At 65.4% G+C, this 23,320-nt stretch carries 20 protein-coding genes, 2 pseudogenes and 1 other annotated feature; of the genes and pseudogenes, 11 read left to right on the top strand and 11 right to left on the bottom strand.

The genetic code is table 11. The features are described 5' to 3' along the window. Together MU516_RS17225 and MU516_RS17220 are read left to right on the top strand one after the other, a co-directional pair. Nucleotides 1-573, top strand: coding sequence for a TetR/AcrR family transcriptional regulator (locus MU516_RS17225; RefSeq protein ID WP_260278493.1), 573 nt, complete (start codon nt 1-3; stop codon nt 571-573). Nucleotides 574-703: 130 nt separating this feature from the next. After that, nucleotides 704-1,258 (top strand): site-specific integrase, encoded by a 555-nt coding sequence (locus MU516_RS17220; RefSeq protein ID WP_260278492.1) that lies wholly within the window; start codon nt 704-706, stop codon nt 1,256-1,258. Between the two features lie 216 nt (nt 1,259-1,474). On the opposite strand, the gene MU516_RS17215 is transcribed toward MU516_RS17220, so the two are convergent. After that, on the bottom strand, nt 1,475-5,044 hold the full coding sequence (locus MU516_RS17215) for a peptidoglycan-binding domain-containing protein (protein WP_260278491.1): 3,570 nt from the start codon (nt 5,042-5,044) through the stop codon (nt 1,475-1,477). An 11-nt stretch (nt 5,045-5,055) separates the two neighbouring features. Next, a complete protein-coding gene (locus MU516_RS17210) occupies nt 5,056-5,901 on the bottom strand; it encodes a M15 family metallopeptidase (RefSeq protein WP_260278490.1) in 846 nt (281 codons plus the stop codon). Between the two features lie 521 nt (nt 5,902-6,422). Between MU516_RS17210 and MU516_RS17205 the strand changes: the two genes are divergently transcribed. The 3 genes and pseudogenes from MU516_RS17205 to MU516_RS17195 all read left to right on the top strand — a co-directional run. Continuing rightward, a complete protein-coding gene (locus MU516_RS17205) occupies nt 6,423-6,659 on the top strand; it encodes a hypothetical protein (RefSeq protein WP_260278489.1) in 237 nt (78 codons plus the stop codon). A gap of 283 nt (nt 6,660-6,942) precedes the next feature. Continuing rightward, nucleotides 6,943-8,043: an HPP family protein gene (locus tag MU516_RS17200; RefSeq protein ID WP_260278488.1), complete on the top strand. Its 1,101-nt coding sequence runs from the start codon at nt 6,943-6,945 to the stop codon at nt 8,041-8,043. A 601-nt stretch (nt 8,044-8,644) separates the two neighbouring features. After that, nucleotides 8,645-9,015 (top strand): annotated as a pseudogene (locus MU516_RS17195) (transposase); the annotation flags it as partial. After that, nucleotides 8,926-9,027 (top strand) — a sequence feature (AL1L pseudoknot). It overlaps the preceding pseudogene by 90 nt. On the opposite strand, the pseudogene MU516_RS17190 reads toward MU516_RS17195, so the two are convergent. The 8 genes and pseudogenes from MU516_RS17190 to MU516_RS17155 form a co-directional block, all read right to left on the bottom strand. Next, a pseudogene (locus MU516_RS17190) lies at nt 8,978-9,583 on the bottom strand (VIT1/CCC1 transporter family protein). Its footprint overlaps the feature before it by 50 nt. The pseudogenes MU516_RS17195 and MU516_RS17190 overlap by 38 nt on opposite strands. A 26-nt stretch (nt 9,584-9,609) precedes the next feature. Then, a complete protein-coding gene (locus tag MU516_RS17185; RefSeq protein ID WP_260278487.1) occupies nt 9,610-11,517 on the bottom strand; it encodes a heavy metal translocating P-type ATPase in 1,908 nt (635 codons plus the stop codon). 5 nt (nt 11,518-11,522) lie between these two features. Continuing rightward, nucleotides 11,523-12,503: an FAD:protein FMN transferase gene (locus MU516_RS17180; RefSeq protein WP_260278486.1), complete on the bottom strand. Its 981-nt coding sequence runs from the start codon at nt 12,501-12,503 to the stop codon at nt 11,523-11,525. After that, complete coding sequence (locus MU516_RS17175; protein ID WP_260278485.1) at nt 12,484-14,691, bottom strand: PepSY domain-containing protein; 2,208 nt, start codon at nt 14,689-14,691, stop codon at nt 12,484-12,486. Before MU516_RS17175 ends, MU516_RS17180 begins: the two co-directional genes overlap by 20 nt. An 11-nt stretch (nt 14,692-14,702) precedes the next feature. After that, complete coding sequence (locus tag MU516_RS17170; protein ID WP_260278484.1) at nt 14,703-15,173, bottom strand: DUF2271 domain-containing protein; 471 nt, start codon at nt 15,171-15,173, stop codon at nt 14,703-14,705. A gap of 38 nt (nt 15,174-15,211) precedes the next feature. After that, nucleotides 15,212-15,574, bottom strand: coding sequence for a hypothetical protein (locus MU516_RS17165; protein ID WP_260278483.1), 363 nt, complete (start codon nt 15,572-15,574; stop codon nt 15,212-15,214). A 188-nt stretch (nt 15,575-15,762) separates the two neighbouring features. Continuing rightward, entirely contained in the window at nt 15,763-16,434 is a 672-nt protein-coding gene (locus tag MU516_RS17160; RefSeq protein WP_260278482.1) for a cytochrome b/b6 domain-containing protein, read from the bottom strand. Next, complete coding sequence (locus MU516_RS17155; RefSeq protein ID WP_260278481.1) at nt 16,427-16,747, bottom strand: PepSY domain-containing protein; 321 nt, start codon at nt 16,745-16,747, stop codon at nt 16,427-16,429. The genes MU516_RS17160 and MU516_RS17155 overlap by 8 nt, the downstream gene beginning before the upstream one ends. 144 nt (nt 16,748-16,891) lie before the next feature. On the opposite strand from MU516_RS17155, the gene MU516_RS17150 reads away from it, so the two are divergent. The 3 genes from MU516_RS17150 to MU516_RS17140 all read left to right on the top strand — a co-directional run bounded on the left by MU516_RS17150 (nt 16,892) and on the right by MU516_RS17140 (nt 19,612). Continuing rightward, nucleotides 16,892-17,551: a response regulator transcription factor gene (locus MU516_RS17150; RefSeq protein WP_260278480.1), complete on the top strand. Its 660-nt coding sequence runs from the start codon at nt 16,892-16,894 to the stop codon at nt 17,549-17,551. Beyond that, the gene (locus tag MU516_RS17145; protein WP_260278479.1) at nt 17,548-18,888 is read left to right on the top strand and encodes an ATP-binding protein; all 1,341 of its coding nucleotides are present in this window, start codon (nt 17,548-17,550) and stop codon (nt 18,886-18,888) included. The genes MU516_RS17150 and MU516_RS17145 overlap by 4 nt, the downstream gene beginning before the upstream one ends. 544 nt (nt 18,889-19,432) lie before the next feature. Further along, the gene (locus tag MU516_RS17140) at nt 19,433-19,612 is read left to right on the top strand and encodes a hypothetical protein (RefSeq protein ID WP_260278478.1); all 180 of its coding nucleotides are present in this window, start codon (nt 19,433-19,435) and stop codon (nt 19,610-19,612) included. On the opposite strand, the gene MU516_RS17135 is transcribed toward MU516_RS17140, so the two are convergent. Beyond that, nucleotides 19,601-19,861: a LysR substrate-binding domain-containing protein gene (locus tag MU516_RS17135; protein WP_260278477.1), complete on the bottom strand. Its 261-nt coding sequence runs from the start codon at nt 19,859-19,861 to the stop codon at nt 19,601-19,603. The genes MU516_RS17140 and MU516_RS17135 overlap by 12 nt on opposite strands. Nucleotides 19,862-19,908: 47 nt before the next feature. Here MU516_RS17135 and MU516_RS17130 point away from each other — a divergent pair, with 47 nt between their 5' ends. The 3 genes from MU516_RS17130 to MU516_RS17120 all read left to right on the top strand — a co-directional run bounded on the left by MU516_RS17130 (nt 19,909) and on the right by MU516_RS17120 (nt 23,181). Then, a complete protein-coding gene (locus tag MU516_RS17130; protein WP_260278476.1) occupies nt 19,909-21,219 on the top strand; it encodes a chloride channel protein in 1,311 nt (436 codons plus the stop codon). Between the two features lie 21 nt (nt 21,220-21,240). Continuing rightward, nucleotides 21,241-22,227 (top strand): formylglycine-generating enzyme family protein, encoded by a 987-nt coding sequence (locus tag MU516_RS17125; protein ID WP_260278475.1) that lies wholly within the window; start codon nt 21,241-21,243, stop codon nt 22,225-22,227. Nucleotides 22,228-22,542: 315 nt separating this feature from the next. Next, nucleotides 22,543-23,181, top strand: a complete 639-nt coding sequence (locus tag MU516_RS17120; RefSeq protein WP_260278474.1) for a WHG domain-containing protein — start codon at nt 22,543-22,545, stop codon at nt 23,179-23,181. The last annotated feature ends 139 nt before the right edge of the window (nt 23,182-23,320 follow it).

Below are 23,320 nucleotides of genomic sequence, written 5' to 3'. Positions count from 1 at the left end.
ATGGCCGGACGTCCTCGCTCAATCGATCGTGACAAGGTTCTGGATGCTGCCGAGGCACTGGTGATCGCCGAAGGCGCCTCCGCGCTCAGTTTCGACGCCGTGGCGAAAGCGGCCGGAATCACAAAGGGCGGTGTGCAATATGCCTTCGGGACGCGCGACAACCTGATCCGGTCAATGATCACCCGCTGGGAAGAGGCCTTCGACGCCGACGTGGCCCGGCGGACCGGGCCCGATCCTTCGACACAGGCGTTGATCCGGGGGCACCTCGCGGCAATGCGGGAAACGGAGGATGCAGACCATTCCCGCGCGGCCGTGGCCGTGACCGCGCTTCTTCAGCATCCTGACCGACTGGCAGAGACGCGCGATTGGTATGCCGCCCGCTTCGACGGACTTGATCTGACGAAGCAGGACGATCTTCGGTTGGCAACGACCTTCCTTGCCGCAGAAGGCGCATTCCTGCTCAAGGCCTTCGGTCTGCTGTCTTTGCCGGATGCGCAGTGGAAGGCGCTCTTCGACGATATGCTCTGCGCGACGGCGACGGGTCCCGGGGGGATGGAGCCAGACAAAGACTGAAGGATTGGACATGATCCTCAGGGCGAATTTAGGGCTCGAAGCTGCCTATTTCTGCACGCGCGCAGTGGTATAATGTTCCGTCGGCGCGGTGCCGAGGACGAGGCGGGCGAGGCGGAACGGAGGACCCGCCATGACCATCGAAAATCTGCCTGCAATACGCGCCTGCCGTCCAGCCTGGAACAAGGGGCGAATAGTAGGACAGAAGCGCCCCCTGCTGCCGAAGCATGTTTGGGCCATCCGCGTCCGCCTTGAAATCGCAAGCAATGTCCGTGACCTCGCACTGTTTAATCTGGCCATCGACAGCAAGTTGAGGGTGTGCGATCTGGTAAAGTTGAAATTCGCCGATGTCTACGCTGCCGGTCAGGTGAAAGAACGCGCCGCGAGTATCCAGAGCAAAACACGGAAGCCGGCTCGCTTCGAGATCACAGAGGGAACCCGGAAATCGATCACGGCGTGGCTCAATAACCCGCTGATGATTGGATCCGAGCATTTTTGGCCCGGTCGATTCCACGAAAGGCTACATATCTCGACCCGGCAATATGCCTGTCGGCTATCAGGAAGCACAAAAGAGGCACCATGTCGCCTTAGGCCAGCGTCCTTTGTGCCTCTGGATCGAAATCGAGGCGATCATAGCCCACAGCGCGCTCAGGAACTGCCTGTCCGAGGGATGTGTGGCAAGCCGTAAGTCGCTCGCCGACGCTAGCCGCACAAGAGTTCCTGATCTGTCGCCTGAAAAAGGTGAGGCTGGACGGGCGCGCGAAATTTCACATTGCGCAGATCCACTACACACTGCCCTGACCGACCAGATCGGTGGTCAGATCCAGCGCGGGGCAACGCATCTGTCGGCAACATCCCGGAACGAAACGGTTATCGTGGCCGTCCGATCAGCGGCACCTGAAGCTCAGAAATCAATCTTCACCTCTGCGGCATCCGGCACCCCCGCGATCGCCTCGTCGAACGCAAGGATCGCGGGCATGTCCAGCAGTTGCATGGCAAAGGACGCGGCGCCGTGATCTGCCGCGCTCTTGGCAGCATAATGCATCATCTGACCGCAGGGTGTTGCCTGTTCGGCATAATCGACGGGAAAGTCCTGAACCGCCTCGTCCCACGCCGCAGGCCGCTGGCTGATATCGAAGGCAGGGTCGCCGATCCCCTCAAGACGCTGCCACTGATTGATCCGCACTGGTGTCGATAACTGTGCCCGGCAGGCGGGCTGCCGGGCGCTCGGCTCGCCAGAATACCAGACCATCGGTGCCATCGCGGCCTCGGGCTGTCCTTCGAACTGCGGAGGGCCGTATTTTTCAAGCAGCGAGGTGCGGATATCGGCGAACGGCAGGTCGCCCCGCGGCAGAAGCATCCGCCGCATGACTGCAAGCACCGGACCATCGGGGGCGGGGCCGGCGATCGTGATCGCTTCGGTTCCATCGCCGAGGATGTAGAGACGCTGGAACTGCACGCTGCGCACCGTGGCGTCGTGAAGGTCGCCGCGCGGGCGCTGAAAGGCCGCAACAATACCGCCACGCTCAAGAACCGCTGCTTCGGCGTCGGCAACGGTCATGCCCGTCCGCAGACCCAGCATGTCCCAGGCACTCGGCATCACGGCGACATCCGGCATGGCAGGCCAATCCTTACCAGTCGCATCCGCGCCGGAACTGGGGGCAGCGGGTTGCGTATCCGCAGAGGTCCGGTCGGCTGTCACCTGGTCGGGCACCGGCGCTGCGGGCGCAGGCCTGTCAGGGGCCGGCAGCAGGATGGTGGCAAGTTCTTCCCCCGGCCGGAAGGATGCAGAAACCGGTATCCGCTGCGAGCGCGATCCGGCAGGGGGAAGCAGCGAAACCTCGCGCAGAAATGCCTGCGGGCTGAGGCCAGAGGCTGCGCGCGGCGGTGCGATGTCGATCCGCGCCCGGAATGGCAACTGTCGGCTGGACCCCCGGAACTTTTCGTTCAATCCCCGTGCATCAGCCTCGGACATCGGAAGAATCAGTCCCGTCCGCTCGATATCAGGCAGAACCCGGCGGGCAATCGCGCTTTCCACGTCGCCGCTGACCGGCAGTTCGATGCCAAGCGAATTGACCGGCCATCCGCCACGCTGCATGTCATAGGCGCCAAGGCTGATCCGCCCGACGATCCAGGGCTGTTCATCCTCTTGTCCGGCGGCTGCCCGCTCTGCCGCAGCAACGGCCTCCTTGACGGCGTCGATGCGGGCGAAGGTATCGCCGCTCATGAGGTTTGCGCGATCAAAGACCGCATTCATATGGGCCTCGATGTCGGTTCCGGTCAGTTCGGCGGCCTTCAGCGCATACCAATAGGCCGAGGGCACGAAGATCCTTTCCATCGGCTCGATTTCCGTTTCCGCCAGCAGCGGGCGCGCGGCAAGACGCATGGCATTGCCGATGCCCGGCTCATGAACCTCGAAGCCGGTCGGACGCACGACCGCGACCAGCGCTTCGCCCGCCATGCCGCTCATTGTCATCGGATGGGACAGCTTCGCCATCAAATATCGCGCACCATGCTTGATCGCGGCGGTTTCAGGATCAAGGGCAGTGCTGCGGATCTGGGAAAAGGGCTGGGGGAAGATCAGCACCAACTCGGTGTCAGGCACGCCCCGATCTTTTGACGGAAGCTGCGTCCAGACGACCTGCTCGGCCGGCAGGCCGGCCATCTGCGCGACCTGTCGCGAGGGGTCTTCGGGCATCGCGAAATCGCTGCTGTGCAGGAAATGCCGGCCCTGATCGTCCTTCCTGATCCGCGCGGGTATCCGAACCATTCTGCCCGATCCGTCCGGCTCGCCAAGTCGCGCCACCGCCTGTTCAAGCGCAGCCGGGTCAAGTTCGGGCGCGTCCCCGGCCAGATCATGAGCCACACGTGCGTTCCAAAGATCCAGCGCCTCCGTTGGCATGCTTTCCGGCGACGCCCCTTCGAAGGTGATGATGTTCTTCAGCGGTTCATGGCTCCAGCGCAGATTGATCGGCCCCGTACGGCTGAGCGTGAATTGTACGGGCGCCAAGCCCAAGGGGCTGTTACCGGCCTCTCCAGTGCGCGCAATCGAGATCTGGCCCTGGAAGACCAGCATCAGCGGCGCAAGACGGGTTTCCAGCCCCAGCCCGCTTGGATCATAGACATGCTGCCGGGCCAGCGCCTCGACCTGATCGGCCGGCATCGCCGTCGCCTCGGGCATGCCGCTTGCCAGATCCAGATCCTCGACCAGCGGGTCGTCGCTCATATAGCCAAATGGTGTGTTCGCGCCTCGACACGAGCCGCTGCCCATCATCTTGCCCCATTCCACCATCCCGTTGTTGAAATCATAGGCCTGATCGATTTGGCCAAGGGTGCAGAACACGGTCACGTCGAGAGGAAGCTCAAGGGCCGACGCTGCGGCATCTCGTGCAATGATCCCGGCCATGCCTTCGCGAAACCGACGACGGTCGAATTCGGTTTCGTGATGCTGCGTTGCGCAGGAAAATTGATCGCGAAGCGGCCGTCGCTGACAGTATTCACGGCTGTTCTGGGCGATGGTCCCCAGGCTCAGCCCAAGCTGCGTGACCTCTGCCTGAGAAGACTCGCGCAGCAGCTTGTAGAAGCTCTGCAGATGAGACCCGGACGGCGCCTGCCCAAGTGCGGCTTCCAGATCATCGGTTTTGGCCAGCCATGCGGCACGCACCAGCCGATGCGCCATTTCCTGCGCATGCGCACCAAGATCGCCGGCGCCCTCGGGCAGCCTGACATAATTCGAGAAATCTCCCCAGACGGGGTGCCCGTCGACGAGAACAAGGCCGTCACGACTGCCAACCTCGGCCGCGTCTGCTGTGCCTCCAGCGGCGGCAGCCGCAGTGTCATCCTGAGCAAGATCGGCAGCACCCATCAGCACCGCAAGTTGATCGCGGGTCAACTCGCCTGTGACAGGGGCGGCGATGCTGTTCTGAAATTCCTCGATTGCGCGACGGGTCCGACTACCCGGCTGGCCATCCTCGGGTCCGGCGTCGAAGCCGCGCGCGTTCAGCGCCGATTGGATGCGCCGCGCATCCTGTGTGATTTCGGCCTGGTTCAGCGGCGCGTCCGCAACCGAGGGATCAGGTGATCCGGCCACATCGACCGTGACATGGCTGGGCGTACCGCCATGCCCGAACACGCTGACCTGCAACGTGACCGGGGCGCCCGAGCGCAGCGCCTGCCGGGCCGACCCGCTGATCGCTCCGCGCGACAAAAGCTGCGGGAATGCGGCCCGCGCCCCACGATCCGAAAACACCCGGTCAACCGTATCCGCGGCCTGTCGGGTGCCGAAGCGGTGCACGTTCGCCCGGTCCTGCGCCAGAATCTGCGCTGGCCGCGACAGTGGCTGGCCCGAGGAATTGACCCGATCCGCGGCGCCGATCTCGGCAGTGTAGCTGTCGATCAAGGATTGCGCCCAGCCATTCCCAGCTATCAGGCATGCCGCAGCGGTCAGGCAGATCAAGTTAGTTGTCTTGCGCATCTTCTCCCTCGTCACTCGCTAGTGTCGCCGTGCATCCTGCTGAAGATGATCAGTTCGGGCCGATACTCGAAATGCATCCCATCGAAGTGATGCCACTTTCCGCCCCAGATGAATCCGTGGTCTTCCATTGCTTCGATCAGGCGCCAGGGAATCTGGTTCTCGTAGGAACCCACCCGGCCTTCGGCGGCACCGGTCCATTTCCAGTACTGACCAAGCTGGGGATTGATATCGATTGCCATGCCGTAGGAATGCGGACTCAGCCGATCGGTCCCGGCGATGCGACGCCAGTTGAAGCCGCCGCCGACCTCATCGAAGAACGGGCCAAGTCCCACGGGATCCTGTTCAAGCTGGGCCAGCGCCCCCTGAAGCTGGCAGGCAACGCCTTGCCTTCCGGTGACATGAAAGCGCGCCGCCCCCAATGCACCGGCAGGGACGGTCACCAGTTCAGCCCGAACGGCCTCGGCGTTGTCGTGGTAAAGCGCATTGAAAAAATTCTGGTTGCGGATGCGTCCAGGATCGTGAAACGGCGTCTGCCGCTCCTCCAGACTGGGCGTCAGGGGATACACCTGCGTGAATTGATCGCCCAGTGTGGGATCATCCAGCATCGCGGCTGGCTGCCGGCCGGTCGGACCTGCCGCCGCGATTTCGCCGCCTTCAGGTGCGATCAGGGTCTGACCATCAGGCCCGGCACGAAGATCGGGATAGGCCAGCAGCACCGCATGATACCAGTCAGGCGTCTCTCTGACTTCGAATTGGATCTCATCGGTGAAACGACGCGGAACGCAGTCCTCGGCCAGAGCCGAGCCGGCACATGGCAACAGAACGGAGGCAAGAACGAGGATATGCGCGACTGTCATGGGCCTGGAGCGTTGGCTGCGCAAACAGCCTAAACCGGAAAGTCGCGAATCGACAACCTCCGCTTGGCGGGATCGGTGATTGCACTGTTCTTGGCTCACACGCCAAACCGGCGGGGCGAAACCGTACCGCAGGGCGTTCCTGGCTGCCGCAAGGTCCACCGACGAAGAAACCTTGATCGGTGTTTTCGTCAGACCGCCCGGCAACTGGCCTTGATCGTATGGCCTACCCGGCATCCGACAGACCACTTCGGATTGAAGGCGCGTTACTTCCCTTCTAAGATCACTTGCGCCTACAACGCCGGTCAACCCGACAATCTTACAAAGCCTAGGAAAGAAGCGGAACGAAGCTCGTGACAATGTCAAAGTGCTGAGGACCAATCCGTCACACGATACGGGCATCTTCGATGCTGACCCCGTCCCCGCAATCTCGGCGATGGCCTGCTTCGGGTGGCGCCCACGGCCGCGGGCATGTTTCGGTATCCGATCTGGTGATTGACCAGCATTTGCGGGGACCTGTCGTCATGGAACGCGGCATCGCGAAAGGTCTTTGGAAAGGAGCTTGCGTTGATCAGTGTCTGGAGCCGGACCTTTCGCATGATGGCAACATCGGTCTTGTCGCTCTCGATCTCGAATTGCGGCTCGTTTTTCGAGGCGGGTCGTCGGTGCCGCTTTTAGGCGCAATCCGCCTGGTGGACCCTCGCGGTTCGGCCTCCAGCGCGGCCGGCCTCCGAATTAGAGCTGACGCGATCGCCTTCTGAATACTTCGCCATTTGCACCACCGCCCCCGGGTTGCCTTTCAACGAAATCTAACCTGCAGCGTTCCGAGCGATCTGTCAAAGCACGGTGCAAAGATGAGTTTTGGGCCGCTCATCCTCCTTTTCTCAGTCTTCGCGGCATCTGCTTCTTTGACAGCCGGCTCGGGGGCGAACGATCGTCTTTTCGACCCTTTGCCATGTTTTCAAAGTGCCCCAGTCCGCGGCATATGGCGGGAACCTCGCCCGGGAGATGGGCGAGCCTACAATCTGGCCCGAGGTTTCGTCGATGCCCGCCTGGCACCATCTCTATCCCGCCTTACCGGCGTTCCGCGGCCGCGAACAGTTGCGTGCTGGCGTCGGGGCCATGCTGGGGATCGGTCTTTGTGCCCTGGTGGTCAGTGCGGGCAGTGCGCTCGATATCTCGTCGCTTTACCTCGTTGCACCTCTCGGCGCGACCGCAGTACTTGTCTTCTGCGTTCCGAACTCGCCGCTGGCCCAGCCTTGGTCAGCGATCGTCGGCAACGGGATCGCGGCTTTCGTGGCGCTGCTGGCTATCCGGATTGTTCCAGACCCCTGGTCGGTCGGCGTTGCAGTCGGGGCGGCGATTGCCGCGATGATGCTTGCCCGCGCGCTGCACCCGCCAGGCGGAGCCGTCGCGCTTCTGACTGCCCTCGACCCGGCGCCCGCTCTGGACACGGGGCCGCTCTTCGCGCTGATGCCCGTGGGAACGACCACGACGGTGCTTGTTTTGGCCGCGGTGCTCTACAACCGTGCTACCGGACGTGCTTACCCATTTCGCCAGCCAGAGACGAAACATGGGGAAGAGGCTGCACCGCGGTTGGGACTGTCTAACGCGCAGCTTGGTGAGTTGCTCAACCGGTTCAACCAGTCGACCAACCTCGGCGTGGCGGACCTCGGACGGTTGCTGGCAGCTGCCGAAGCGGAGGCCGTTCAGCATCGCTTTGATGGGACGACCTGCGCCGACATCATGACCACCGACCTCATCACCGTGCGATCTCACACACCTCTCGCGGAGGCAGCGGGCCTCTTTCGAGGCCACGCCATCAAGAGCCTGCCCGTCATCGACGACGGCATGACCCTGCTTGGTCTCGTGCTGCAAGCCGATCTTCTCGATCAGGTGGCGGCACAAAGCCGTCCCCTGGGCTGGAAGGAACGGTCGCCCCGCCGCACAGCGGCGGATGTAATGCGCCCGACGGACCAAGCGGTCTCTCATGACATGCCGGTTGGCGCGCTCCTCAGCCGCTTGGCGGCGCAAGGAAGCGAAGTTATCCCTGTAAATCGGGGAAATCAGCTTGTCGGAGTCCTGACGCGGTCGGACATCATTCGTCTATTGCTTAGGGGGGCAGAGGAGCGGGCCATTGCATAATGCATTCAGATAGCCCGGATCTTGAAGGGACTGCCGGATAACGTTTGACCCGTGCAGCACCCAACGCGCGCATCCGTTGTCCAAGGGGAGGAAGCGTCGGCGTCGCTCTTCTCGAGATGGTTATAGTCGTATCAGCCGGTCCACTGTGAATCCTTCTGGCAATCAGCCGCGAATATAGGTTTGCCTTCATCAGAACAGGCCGCGGTTTTGGCACGGCATCGTGAACTTACAACTCTTCAACACTGGTAACTGGTTGCGGCATGCGAACGGTCGTGGCTCTCAAGTTGATTGTGCTAACCACCATTGGTGGAGACGCAAAGATCGCAGCGGCCTCCTGCCCGCACATGCAGGCGGTCGGCACAGGCCACGATTCCAGCGAACATGATGAACCGGATCACGCCATCTGTGTCAGTCATATCTGCTGCGCAATCACAGCTATACGGGTGGCGGTCGTCGCATCGCAGGCACGAAACGACAGGATGCATGTTCACAGCCCGAGCAATTCACTCTCAGCGATCCCCAAGCTGGCCTGCCCCTCTCGTGTTGTCTGAACCGCGCCGGATTTGCCGGAGGCTCCAACTCCTGAGTAGGATGGGGCATCATGAGCAAGACGACGAACAAGTTTTCCCCCGAAGTGCGCGAACGGGCCGTTCGCATGGTTCTGGACAATCCCAGGCAGCATGAGAGCCGTTGTTCGGCGATCGTGTCCGTGTACTCGAAGATCGGCTGTGCAGCGCAGACGTTGAATGAGTGGGTCAAGAAGGCCGAGGTCGACAATGGCAAGCGGGCCGGTGTCACGACCGAGATGACCGAGCAGTTGAAGGCGCTGGAGCGGGAGAACCGGGAACTCCGTCAAGCGAACGAGATACTGCGGAAGGCCAGCGCGTATTTTGCTCAGGCGGAGCTCGACCGCCGACCGAAGTCATGATCGCGTTCATTGAAGCGCATCGCGCGGAGCTTGGGGTCGACCCTCGCAGCGCCCCGAACGACACCAGCGCCGCCGGCGGAGGCGCCCAGACCTCCGAGAACGGCAAGACCGACTACCGTCAATGCCGCCACGAACAGCGCGATCGAGAACGACGATCAGCGGAACGACCGCACCGAAGGCGAATGTGAGAGCTGAGACCGGCGCCGCTCGGAGCGGGCGTGCCGTCACGGTCTCGGAGATGCCGAGTTCGTCGCGGGCATGCGATCCGAGCGCGTCTTGTTCGGTCAGCTGGTGGGCCATCTTTTCCGCGAGGTCGCGATCCAGCCCCCGGTCTACGTAGATCCGGGTGAGCTCCTCGAGCTCTGCGTCAGGCGTTTCCGCCAGCTCGCGGGCAAGATCGGCTTGTTCCGCATCAGTCTGGGAACTGACCGAGACTTATTCTGCTGCCTCCATGGACATAGCACCGGCCACGATGCCAGCCAGCCCCGCGACCAGGACCTCTGGCTTTCCCGATCCTGCCGCGGCGACGCCGACCACGAGGCTAGCGGTCGAGACGAGCCCATCGTTGGCGCCGAGAACGGCGGCCCTCAGCCATCCGATGCGATGCACCATGTGGATGTCGGAATGCGAGAGGCGGCTCATGGCGTGGCTCCTTGCGCGATGTCGTCCTGCCCGGAGGAGGCATCCTTTCCCGTCAGAGTGGTGGGTTCATGGGGCGCGATGCGCAGCGCGCGGAGGGCGTTCAGGATCACAGCAACGTCGATGACCTCCTGCAGGAGCGCCCCCTGCACCGGAGTGAGATAGCCCAAAGCCGCCGCGATCATGCCGATGACCGACAGGCCGATCCCTGCGACAACGCTTTCGAAAGCGATGCGGCGCGCACTGCGCGCGATCTCGATCCCCGGCCCGAGTCGGTCGATACGGTCGACGAGCAGCACGACGTCCGCCGCCTCCGCCGAGGCTGCGGCGCCGCGTGCGCCCATCGCAACGCCCACATCGGCCGCAGCGAGTGCAGGCGCGTCGTTGACGCCGTCGCCCACCATCATGACCGGCCCGTGCTTGCGCTCGCTCAGCACGAGCAGGACCTTCTGGTCCGGTGTCAGCCCGGCCCGCAGACCGTCGAGCCCAAGCCCCTCTGTGACACGCTCGGCCACGTCGGCGCGGTCGCCTGTGGCGAGCAGGATACGCGCGATCCCCTCGCGGCGCAGACCGTCGAGCATCGCGCCCGCGCCTTCGCGCAGGGGGTCCGACATGACGAGGTGGCCCGCCATGTGCCCGTCGACGGCGACGGCGACGTGGACCGAGCCGGCGGCAATGACGGAATGATCACCGGGCCGCCGTCCGGCGCGGGACGCGACGAAGGCATCCCCGCCGACGATGACCTTCCGGCCTTCGACATGGCCCACGACTCCTTCGCCCGGGATTTCCGCCACGTCTGACGGAACGGGCAGCGTGAAGCCCCGTGCCTTCGCGGCTGCGACGATGGCCTGCGCAACGGGGTGCTTCGAGGCCTGGTCGAGCGCTGCGGCGAGGCGCAGGATGTCGTCCTCGGCCATTCCGTCGTGACTATCGATCGAAACGATCTGCGGTCGCCCGTCGGTCAGCGTGCCGGTCTTGTCGAGGATCAGCGTTCGGATGCGCGCCATCGTCTCCAGCGGTCCCGCGCCCTTGATGAGCACACCGAAATGCGCGGCGCGAGACAGGCCGGCGACGAGTGCGACCGGCACGGCCAGGATCAACGGACAGGGCGTGGCGACGACGAGCACGGCGACGGTCCTGATCGGGTCGCCGGAGACCCACCAGGCTGCGAAGGCGATGCTGACCGTGACCGCGAGAAATCCGAGCGACCAGCGGTCGGCCAGCCGCGACATCGGCGCCTTGGACGCCTGCGCCTCCTCGACCAGCCGGACGATCCCGGCATAGGTGCTGTCCTTGGCTTCTCTCGTCGCCGTCAGGTCGAAGGCTTCGCCCGCATTGGTCGAGCCACTCATGGCATCGGCGCCGTGGGCGAGGCGCACCGGCAGGGACTCGCCCGTCAGCGCGGAGGTGTCGACGAAGGCCGTCTGCGAGGCCACCATGCCGTCCACCGGCACCACGTCGCCCTGTCGGATCAGGAGACGGTCGCCCGGCGCGATCTCGTTGAGGGGCACCTCCTCCAGCCCGCCGTTGCGGTGCCGGGTCGCGCTTCGGGGCACGCGGGAGAGAAGGTCATGCATTTCGCGCCGCGCGCGGCCTTCGGCGAAGGCTTCTAGGAATGTGCCACCGGAATACATCACCGCGACGACCGCCGCGGCGAGCGTCTCGCCAAAGGCGAGCGCCGCCGACATCGACAGCGCCGCGACGATGTCGAGGCCCACCTCGCCGTCGCGCAGGCTGCGCAGGATCTCGACCACCAGCGCTGAGAGCGCGGGAACGACCCCGGCGATCCAGATCAGGTTCGCTGCTTCGGGTCGGCCGGAAAAATAGAAGGCAAGTCCCGCAATCAGGCCGGTAGCGGCAATGAGCAGGATAGCCGTCTTGAAGCGGTCTGTCCGTGTCGTCTCCATGCGGCCTATCTCCCCTCGGCTGAGGCGATTGCCGCTGGCTCTTCGGAAAATAGTCGTCCGACCCCTACGCCTCGTGCGCTTGCATCATCATCGCGCAAGAGGAACAGGGCGTCGAGCCCGCTTCGTCTTGCGAGCGTCGCGCCCTTGTCCGGCCCAAGCACCATGAGGGCCGTCGCCCACGCATCGGCTTCGGCACAGGTTCGAGCCACGACGGTGACGGAGGCCGGCGACGCGATCAGCGGCGCGCCTCGCCTCGGGTCCATCGTGTGGGACAGGCGTCGCCCCTGCACCTCGACCCAGTGACGGTAGTCGCCCGAGGTCGCGACTGCGGCATCCTGAAGCGCGAGGATCGAATGCGGCGTCCGGCGCTCGGCGTCCGGCGCCTCGACCGCGATGGTCCAGGCCTCGCCGTCCGGCCGGAGGCCCATTGCACGCATCTCGCCATCGATCCCGACGAGGGCGTCAACGATTCCATGGTCGCGCAAGGTCTCGGCGAGCCGGTCGACCCCATAGCCCTTGGCGATGCCGTTGAGGTCGAGCGCGATGGGCGCGACCTTGCGCATTCGGGCATCGTCCATCTCCAGCGCCTCATGTGCCGGGCGGCGCGAGGCGGTCATCGCGGCGCGGATGCCATCCGGCGCGGCGTCCCCGGGCCCGAAGCCCCAGGCCGTCACCGCGTCGCCCATGCCAATGTCGAACGCCCCGCCCGAGGCGCGCCCGATCCCGAGGCCGAGGCGCAGGACTGCAGCCAGTTGCGCGGGCACCGCCACCCATTCTCCCATCGGCGCCGCGTTGAGCCGCATCAGGTCGCTGCCCGCGTTCCAGGTCGACATCTGTCCGTCCACCTCTTCCACGGCCGCCTGCAGCGCCGCACGGATCGGGGCCGGGTCGAAGCCAGGCTCCGCGAAGAACGTGGCCTGCCAGCGCGTGCCCATGGTCGGTCCGTTCACAGCGATGCGGGCGCGCTCAGTAGACATCTTCGACATACCGCCCCTCCGCCTTCAGGACCGCCGGCGTCAGCCCGGCCGGTGCGAGGATCTCGGCCAGCGCCCCGGCCACGCCGGCGGCCATGTCCCGTCCACCGCAGACCATCACGCGCGCCCCATTGCGGATGAGCTCCGCGACCTGAGTGGCCTCGCCGCGCAGCGCGTCCTGGACATAGTGGGGACGCGCCCCGCGCGAGACGGCCGTGACCAGCCGGGTCAGATGCCCATCGTCCTGCCAGCCGTGGAATTGCTCGCCGTAGAAGAAATCGCTGTCGGGATGGCGCATACCGAAGAAGAGGTGGATCGGCCTGCCGCGCGCGTTGCCGCGCACAAAGCCCGCGAACGGCCCGATGCCGGTCCCCGCGCCGATCAGGATCAGCGGTGCCCGGCCCCGCCCCGGTCGGAAACCGGGGTTGGGGCGCAGGAAAGCGCTCACCGTGTCGCCAGGTTCCAGCGCCGTGAGCTGACCCGAGCAAAGGCCGCCGGGATGCTTCTTCACGACAATCTCGACAAAGCCGTCGCGGCGCGCGGAGGCGAGCGAGTAGAGCCGCGGGACGGAGCTTCCCACCGGGAGGATTCCAACCAGGTCGCCGGCCTCGAACCGCGCGAAGCCCGCCCCTCGCAGCCGTTGCCAGAGCGAGGCCTGCGGTACCGCGAAACGAAGGATCGCCGTCGGGGCCTGCACTTCAGCGCCATAGTCGCGCCGCGAGACGAGGGTCAGCGTGGTCGTTTGCGGCAGGACTGGCTGATGCGACAGTTCGAGTTCGATGCCGAGAGCGTCTCCGAGCGCACGACCCCAGCGTGCGAAATCCTGCGGCGATTGCCGGTCGATCGTGTCGAGCGACAGAAGCTCGAGCCAACCCTTCGCCTGCGCCGCTGCCGCGACGTTCCTGGCGAAGGCGCAATAGGCCGGAAAGCCGCGGTCGCCAAAGCCGAGCACGGCCAGAGGAATGGCGGGCGCCCTGTCGGAAGCGTTCAGCCGGTCTAGAAAGCCTTTCGCCGAGGCCGGCGCCGCACCGTCGCCATAGGTCGCGGCGAGCAGGATGATCCGCTGGGCGTTGGTGTAGCGCTCCGGGGCGAAGCCCGACATCGGGCCGACATGGACATTCTGCCCGGCTTGCGTCAGCGCGGCGTGCAGTGTCGCGGCAAAGCCCCAGGTGCTGCCGCCCTCGCTGCCGACGAGCAGGACCGTCTCGGCGCGACCGGCAGGCTGATTGCCCCGGATGCGCGGCCGACCGCGCCGCCCTGCGAGCCAGACCAGGACGCCGGTCGCGCCCATCGCGGGCACGCCGAGCGCCATGAGCCCGAGCATGAGGCCGAGCGTCGCCGCCCCCTGTCCGGTGTGCAGCATGTAGATCGTTTCCGAGACGCGCTCCCATCCCGTGAGGTCGGCCCACGCCAGGAGGGCCCCGTCGCCCTGGTCGAGATATCCGGTTCCCCGGTCCGTCTTGAGCGTGAACATGTCCGTCGCGTCGCCGGGATAGGGAAAGCTCAGCTCGCGCAACTCGGCGACGGGCGTTTGCAGGAGATTGGCCATCTGGCCCGGAGCGAACCCCGTCTCTTCACTTACCTCGGTCGGCATAGCCGGAACGGCGCCCCCATCCGGCAGGAGATCGAAGGTAGATGCAGTCATCCAGAGGGCGGTCGTCGAGGACAGAACGAGGCCAACGACGGCGATCCGGGCGATCTCGACGTGCAGCCTGCCCGCGAGCGGACCACGCAAGCGCGTGAACCAGTGCCGCCAGCCGCCCGCCCGCCGCACGACAAGCGCGGCGCCAGAGAGCGTGAGGACCAGCATGGCGGCAGCCCCTGCAGCCATTGCGATGCGGCCACCATCCCCGAGGAACAGCGACCGGTGCAGGTTGGTCAGCCAGCGTTCGGCATGGTTCGGGTCGGCCGAGGCCACGCCCTCACCCGTCGCCGGGTCGATCACGGCGGCGCCCGGCGCGCCCTGATCGAACCAGTAGGCGGTGATCCGACCGGAGGGCGACCGGCGGATTTGCTCGACGCCCGGATAGACGGCCTGGACGCGGTCCGCGAGAGCGGCGACGGTCAGTCCGGCTTCCGCCTGCGGCGCGGCGATGCGCTCGGCCGCAGGGAAGACCGACAGAACCGCGCCGCTCAGGCTCAGGATGGTGACGAGCGCGAGGGCCAGAAGACCCGGCCAGCGATGGAGTGCACGGATCATGGCCCCGCTCCTCACATGTCGTAGGCGAAGCTGGCGATGTACCGACGCCCGGTCACCGGCGTGCCCGTGCTATCGGTCGCGAGCGGGACGGCCACCTCGTTCGGGCTGTCGCGCATGTCCTCGACGGCCGCATCGATGTGGAGCGTGTACCCCGCGTCGAAGAGTGCGTCGGCGAGGTCGAGTGTAATCTCGAGCGTACGGCCCGCGCCGACGCTGGCGCCGGTGATGCCGTTTACCTGCGCGGTGTCGCCGCCGGTGGCGCGGTACCAGTCGCTCAGGTGCTCGTAGTATTTGGACTTGCCGCCGGCCATCCAGAGACTACCGGCATAGGCGCCCGAGGCGTCGGTGACGTAAAGCGCGAGATAGGCGCCGTCTCCGCCGTAATTGTTGAGTGTCGTGGTCAGGGTCACCGGCCGCGCCGTGGCGAGGCCGGGAAGCGTCAGCGCCGTGGTCAGCGCGAGCGTTGCGAGAAGGGATTTCATCGGGATGATCCTTGTTCGGAGAGGGGCTCGAGAGCGGTTCAGTTCACCTGAACCTGCGGAGGGGCGCCGTTCCCGAAGAGGCCGTTCTGCGGCGGGGCGACCGTGCCGGCGGGCGCGGGATTGCGAGCGCCGCCCCGGCAATCATCGTCATCGTCATCGTCATCGCAGTCATCGTCATCGTCGTCGTCGTGATCACGCCGCGAGCCGTCCCGCCGGTGATCGTCGTCGTCATCGTCGTCGCCGCTTGCGAGAACGAGCGGCATGGCGTGCGTCGCGTCGTCGAAGAGCGCGGCGACGGGCCGAAGGACGTCGGACGGGGCTTGCATAGCGCTCCAGGCGGGGACGCCGATCGCGGCGGTCAGCGCCGTGGAAGCGACCAGAAGTGTCAGGGTCTTCTTCATGGCAGGGTCTCCTTGTCATCTGCTGACAACAATCTGGAGACGCGACCTGAGGGCTTCCTGACGCATCGGCGATTCCCGCTTCAGCTTGCCGTCAGGAAAAGAGCGGCTTCCGAAAGAAAAAGGCCCCGCCCGTGAGGGCGAGGCCAAGGGGGCGCCGCAGGGATGGTCGGCCTTGGGTTTGGGTGCGGTCAGGCGATGTCGCCGGGACCGGGCCCGCGTTTATCGCCTGTCACCATGGCGCGCGCCAGGTTCTCGTGGTGACGGAAGGATGCCAGCACGACGCCGCCCACATGCAGCGCGGCCAGCAGCAGCATCAGGTTGGCGAGCGTCTCGTGGACCTCCTTCAGCGGTCCCTCGACCTCGCCCCGCGCGCCATATTCCCGCTCGTCACCGTCGTCGTCGGCCCAAGCGGGCGCCACGATGGCGGGCATGGACGGAAGCATCGCCAGACGGGCTTCGTCCTCCATGAGCCAGCCGGTGAAAGCTGTCCCCGACAGCGTGACCAGCAGCGCCACGACCATCGCCGCGCCCGCCGGGTTGTGGCCAAGGTAGCGCCGCTCGCGTCCGCTGGTCATGTCCCCGAGATAGGCCAGCGTCTCGCCGGGGCCTTTCAGGAACTGGGCGAAGCGCGCGTAGCGACTGCCGACGAGGCCCCAGACCAGCCGGAAGGCCACAAGTCCGGCGACGGTGTAGCCTGCGAACTCATGGACGGGTTGCAGTTCGTCCGCAGTCAGCCATGCGGTTGCGAAGGCTGCGACCAGGCCCCAATGGAACACGCGGACCAGCGGATCCCAGACACGGACCTTGCTGCTCGGCCCCGTGCCCCTCTCTGGCGACTGGTGCGAGATTGCGTCAGTCATCGTCACCTCCTTCGCGATCCCGGCGGGGGCGATGGTCCTCGTCCTCGTCCTCGTATTCGAACTCGATCACCTGCAGCGTCGCCGGATGAACGGTCACCTCGATCCGGCGACCCTCGGCGTCCCGACCGTCGATCTCGTAGCAGCCGTCGTCGATCTTGATCCGGCGCACCGTCCAGCCGTTCTCCTCGGCCAGCCGGGCGACGGCGTCGCGCGGCTGCCAGTCGGCCATCGGCACGAAGCAGTCGTCGTCCGCCAGCGCGACACCGGCCGGAAAGACCGCGAGAAAGCCGAGAATTGTCAATGTCTTCTTCATGGGCCAAACTCCTCGCTACGGCCATCTTGACGCAATTCATGCGCGGCGAAGCTGACGGCAGCCTGAAGGGACGTGCGCCGCCGCTTCAGCTTCGTGTCAGCCAGACGGATCATGGAGGGTCATCGGAAGAGGAGGGGGACGAGCATGCGCATCCTGCTGATCGAGGACGACACGGTGCTTGGCGCGGCGGTGCGCGACCAGATCGCGGCCGATGGGCAGTCGGTCGATTGGGTAATGCGCCTCGATGCGGCCGGCGACGCGGCGAAATCCACGTCCTACGACCTGATCCTGCTCGACCTGATGCTGCCGGACGGGCGCGGGATCGGCTTCCTGAAGAGCCTGCGCGCGCGCGGAGACGTGACACCGGTCATCATCCTGACCGCGCTTGATCAGGTGTCGGACCGGATCGAGGGGCTGAACGCGGGCGCCGACGATTATCTCGTGAAGCCCTTCGATCTTGCAGAGTTGTCCGCGCGCATTGGATCTGTCGCTCGACGCTACAGCGGCAACCCGAACCCCATCGTCACCCACGGGCCGCTGGAAATCGATCTTGCCGCCCGCAGCGTTCATCGCGACGGAAAGCCGGTGCAACTGACCGCACGGGAATGGGCGCTGTTCGAAGCCTTTCTCGCGCGCCCCGGTCAGCTTTTATCCAAAGCGCAGCTGGAGGAGAAGCTCTACGCCTTCGACGCCGAGGTGGAGAGCAACACCATTGAAGTCCATGTAAGCCGCCTGCGCAAGAAGCTGGGTACGGCGGTCATTGAGACCGAGCGCGGCATGGGCTACAGGCTAGGCCGTCCATGAGATGGCCCGCCAGCCTTCAGGGCAGACTCGGCCTTTCGCTCGGCCTCGCGCTGACGGTGCTGTGGCTGCTGGCGGCGACGGTGACGGCCGTGATCGTCCGGGGCGAGTTGGACGAGGTCTTCGACAGCGCCCTGCGGGAGACTGCGGAACGGATCCTGCCGCTTGCGGTGACCGACATCGTCGGCCGGGAAGATCAGGGCGTGACGCAACGGCTCGCGCCCATCCGGGAGCACGACGAGTTCTTCACCTACCTCGTCCGCGACGCCGAGGGGCGCATCCTGCTGCAATCTCATGCGGCCGACCCCGCCGTGTTCCCGCCCTGGGACGGACCGGGGTTCCGGCAGACCGCCACCCATCGCCTTTATAGTGACGCGGCGCTTCAGGACACGATCCGGATCACCGTGGCCGAGCCGCTGGCCCATCGCGCGTCGGTCGCGCGGGAGATCCAGATGGGGCTCGGCCTGCCGCTGCTGATCGTCCTGCCGGTCGCGCTTGCGGCCATCATCCTGGCCGTCCGCTTCAGCCTGGATCCCCTGCGCCAGTTCCGTGCGCGGCTTGAGGCGCGTGGCGCCCGAGACCTGTCGGAGGTGCCTGCGGGTGATCTGCCGACGGAGATTGGTCCGCTGGCCGAAACCCTGAACGGCCTTCTCAACCGCTTGCGCGCGGCGTTCGAGGCCGAACGCAGCTTTGCCGCGAACGCGGCACACGAGTTGAGAACGCCGCTGGCCGGCGCCATCGCGCAGGCGCAGAGGCTCAGATCGGAAACCGCAGACCGGACGGTTGTCCAGCGCGCAGCCGATATAGAGGAAACTCTGAAACGGCTGACGCGCCGGACAGAACGCCTGATGCAAATGGCGCGGGCCGAAGGCGGACGCCTCCTGTCGGACACGGCTCACGATGCCCGGGCCGCCGTGCGTATCGTCGTCGAGGATATGATGCGCAGCCTTCAGTCGCATGACCTGGCGCTCGACCTTCCCGAGACCCCGGTGCTCTCGACAATCGACCCAGACGCTCTGGGGATCGTCTGTCGGAACCTGGTGGAGAACGCGCTCCGGCATGGAGCAGCATGTGGTGAGGTCAGGGTCTTGCTGACACCTGACGGCAAGCTGATCGTCTCGAACGCGGGTCCCGTGATCGAGCGCGATCGCCTTGCGCGGCTGACGGACCGTTTCCAGAAGGACGCGCAGAAACCTGGCGGCAGCGGGCTCGGTCTCACCATCGTTGCCGCGATCGCCAACCGGACGGGAAGCAGACTGACACTGGCGTCGCCGAGACCCGGAGCGGCAGATGGGTTTCAAGCGCGGTTCCAGTTGCCCTTAGCGGCGGATCAGGCCTGACCGAGCCTCGAGGCGACGTGGTCGGCATTATCGGGCAGGCATCATCCTGCGATCGACACGCCCAAGCGAAGGGATGTAGTGGTCCGTACAGTTTCGAGAGCAAAAACGGAGTTTACGCTCCGCAGCCCGACCGCGGCGGTCAAAGCCTCATAGAACCTGTCGAACGCGGCCATGTCCGCCACGACGATCCGTACCGGCCACGCGTGCCCGTTCGGCCATCCGGCTACAGCTTATGAGCCGCGGACGGCGGGCAATTTCCAAGGCGCACTCCGCAAGGCTTTGCAGAAGATTGTGGGCTTCCCTCGGTCCGTCTCTGATGGCAAGGGCGGCCTAGCCGACGATGGCGCTACGCCACCATGGCCTGTTCATCCTGAGGCCGGCTTTACAACGACGACAGCTTCATGCAATTGGCCGCGCTGCTGACCGCACGGCATGGCAGGGCGCCGCCACGGATCGACATGCACGCCAATTCCGTCGCGGCGCTGAGCAAGTTGTGCGGGGCCGCGACGCGGTCACGATCGAGATCTCGATACTCGCGGATGCTATGCGCGACGAGAACCTCGTGACGCTGCCGCTGGACGAGCCGCTGTGGGACATGCCCGTCAGTCTGTGCTGCCGAGAGATGGTCGCAAGGCGGGCCTTTACCCAGGATTTTACGGCGCGGCTGCGGCGCGCGATCCTCATGGCGACCGATGGCGGTCGGGATCGGTGCTTATCCGGTTGATCCGGCACCCGGCCCCGCTCGGCCGTGTTTGCGTTGCCTGTCCCGGCCGCATTGCAGCGCCGCCTGAATGAACTGCTGGACCAGTGGATTGCTCTCGTGTTCCCGCCACGCCAGCACGACCCGCGCACGGGGATCGTCGGCAGGGTCGATCCGGCGGTAGACCAGCCCTGGGATCGACAGCCCCGTTGCCGATGCGGGAAGGAGGGTATAGCCGAACCCGGCCGCCACAAGGGCGATGATGGCCGGCAACTGTTGGACCTCCTGCGCGATCTCGAACGAGCGGCCCATGCGCGCGAATGGGGGTCAAGCTGCAATTGCGGCGCGAAGACATGCGCGTGCTGGTCGGCTGCGGGGCCGCCGGCGCCATCGCGGCGGCCTTCGGCGCGCCCCTGACGGGTGCCTTCTACGCGTTCGAGCTGATCATCGGCACCTACAGCACCGTCTCGTTGGCGCCGGTGATTGCGGCCGCCATCACCGCGATGCTGGTCTCGCGCGCGCTGACCGGCACGGCCTTCACGATCGAGGTCGGCCCCATCGGGCTGATCAACGCCGCCGATTTCCTGCCCGCTTTGGCAATGGGCGGGATCTGCGCGGGCCTTGGCATTCTGGTAATGATCGGCGTTACCCGGACCGAGCGTCTGGCCAGCCTGGCCCGCATTCCGGTCTGGGCGCGGCCGGCCATCGGCGGGCTGCTGGTGGGCGGCCTTGCGCTGGTCTCGCCGCAGGTGATGTCGGCGGGGCATGGCGCGATGCATCTGAACTTGGAACATGACGTCGCCTGGACCGCGCTGGCGGGGCTGTTCGCCCTAAAGGCGCTGGCGACGGCACTGACCATCGGCTCGGGGTTTCGGGGCGGGCTGTTCTTCGCCTCACTTCTGCTGGGGGCATTGGTGGGCAAGGCGCTATCGGTGCCGCTGGAATGGCTGGCCCCCGGGACGCTGTCCTCTGCCGCGCTGGCGGTCATCGGGATGAGCGCATTCGGCGTCGCCGTGATCGGCGGGCCGCTGGCGATGACGTTCCTCGCGCTAGAAGTGACGGGCGAGTTTCCGATCGCGGTGCTGGTGCTGGCGGCCTCCATCACCTCGTCGCTGGTGGTCCGGCAGGTCTTCGGATATTCCTTTAGCACTTGGCGCTTCCATCTGCGCGGAGAGACGATCCGCAGCGCGCACGATGTCGGCTGGATCCGCAACCTGACCGTGGACCGGCTGATGCGGCGCGACGTGGTGACCGCGCGGGCTGACATGACCCCGGACGAGTTCCGCCAGGCCTTTCCTCTGGGCTCTACGCAGCGGGTGATTGTGGCGGATGCCGGTAACGCCTATGCCGCGATGGTGTTGGTGCCCGAGATCCACGCCGATGCGGATGCGGCCGAGCCAAGCACCAATCTGTCCGACTTCTTCCGTCAGCAGGCCGAGATCCTGTTGCCGGTCATGAACGCTCGCCAGGCCGCCGCCCTGTTCGAGACCAGCCGGACTGAGGCCCTGGCCGTGGTCAGCGACCGGGTCGAGCGGCGTGTCCTGGGCATTCTGACCGAGGCCCACACCCTCCGCCGCTACAGCGAGGAATTGGACAAGCAGCGTCGCGACATCATCGGCGCAGCGGAATAAGGGGCAGGAATGGGGGCGGACATGGCAGAACAACAGTCGGGGGCGGGCTGCTGCGGCGCAAGCCGCAAGAGTGCAGGCGCCGGGCCTGGCGCGGCCTATCTGGACGCTGCCCGCGCCGTCGCGCCCGCCCCTGAGGCTGAGCAGGCTGCCCTGCTCAACGCGCTGGTGCCCATACCCGGCGGCATCTTCGAGATGGGCGCTCGCCGATCGCGCTTTCCGGCCGACCTCGACAGTCCGCGGCGCAAGGTCAGGGTCGCGCCCTTTCTGATCTCGGCCACAGCCGTCACCACCTCGGAATACGCACGCTTTGCTGCCGCCACGGGCTACCGGACCGTCGCCGAGCAGGAGGGTTGGAGCTATGTCTTCCACCTGCTGCTGCCCGATCCCACCGCCTGGCCCCAGCACCCGCCGGGCCTGCCATGGTGGCGCCGCGTCAACGGCGCCTGCTGGTCGGCCCCCGAAGGTCCGGGATCGACATTCGCTGGGCGCGAGGATCACCCCGCCGTCCACATTGCCTGGTACGACGCGGTGGCCTACTGCACCTGGGCGGGCCTTCGCCTGCCGTCCGAGGCGCAATGGGAACGCGCCGCCCGCGGGGGGCTTGCCAAGCGCAAATTCCCTTGGGGCGACGAGATGATGCCGAATGGCGCCCGGGCAATGAATACCTTCCAAGGCCGTTTCCCACATCACGCCGACGCTGGAGCGACCTGGACCGGCAGTCTGCCGGTCGGATCCTTCGCGCCGAACGGCTACGGGCTTTACAACATGACCGGCAATGTCTGGGAATGGACGAATGACAGCTTCGGCCCGCTGCCCGAGCCCGTCCGCCTGCCGCCACGCGATCCCGCCCGAGATCCCCTCGCCGCCGAGCCTGCCGCGCCACGTGTCCAGCGCGGTGGGTCGTATCTGTGCCACGACAGCTATTGCGATCGCTACCATGTCCATTCGCGGACGAGAAACGACCCGGAGAGCTCGACCGGCAATTTGGGATTCAGGGTGGCTGGCTGAGATCAGCAATATCTTCATCAAGGGGGTCTTATCAATGATCCGTCAGAAATGGACCGCGGCGACGACCTTGAAGATGCGGGTGCATGACAGGTTCCTATGCAGCTAAAGCGCAGCGACAGGACCATGGCTCCACGTGGTTATCCATGGTCGGTGAGCGGATCACGATTTCTGTTGCTTCACTACGTCCTTCGTTTCATTTGCGCAGACATGATATTGCCAGCCATGTTGCCCTAACGTAAACTCTCGACGAGCGCGTCATTGTCGGTTCCCTTTTTTGTTGTTTTCGCGCCCGCAGGCAACGGGATGGAGCATGACATGCATGATCAAGCGGTTGCGCCGGTCCGGCTCTATGACGAGGCGGTTGAGGCAATCACAGCTTTCATGTCGGAATCGCCTCACCCGCCGGCCCTGAGCGAAGTCGAGGAACGACTTGAGATTCCGGACGGCGCGCTTTCCGGGCTGTTCGCGGATGATCGACAGCTCTTGGTCGCGATGGCTGAAAGGGCGATTGCGCTGCTGCACGATCAGTGCGTCAGAACTGTCGTAAAGGTCGACCAGCAGGATCCTGTCGCTCAGTTCGAGGCTCTGGCCGACGCCTACATTGAGTGGGCCTATCACTTCCCTCGGGAATTTCGGATCATCGGGTCGATGCCGGCCAGTCAATTTGAGCTTAACGCGCAGCTCATGCAATATGAGAAGGCCTTGCATGAGTTGATGCTGCGGATGCTGGTTCGAGCCCAAGAGTGCGGCGCTCTTGACCCAGACGAAAACCTGCCGCTGATGGTCGCCATGGCTCATGCCTACGCTTATGGCATCGCAAGCAAGATGCTGCTCGGCGACTTGGCCAGGTGGTCCCCGGGCCTGGACGACCTGACCGCGGCACGCGAGGCCCTCTATGCCTTCATCAGAAAGGTTTTCAGGTCCTCAGATCGTCGCGCATCATCATGCATCTGAAACTCTGCGAACCTGCTTTATATGCGCTACGCCGATATCCGTCATGATACGGCCCATCAATTAAGATGCCTTCGAAATTCTTCTTCCAGGTTTGGAGCGAATTCGGGCTGACCCCGAGCCGCCCCGACACTTCCCCGAT

Source organism: Paracoccus maritimus (assembly GCF_025195095.1).
Lineage (GTDB): Bacteria > Pseudomonadota > Alphaproteobacteria > Rhodobacterales > Rhodobacteraceae > Paracoccus > Paracoccus maritimus.
Note: the sequence above shows the minus strand (reverse complement) of the source record. Positions and strands in the feature narration are given on the sequence as shown.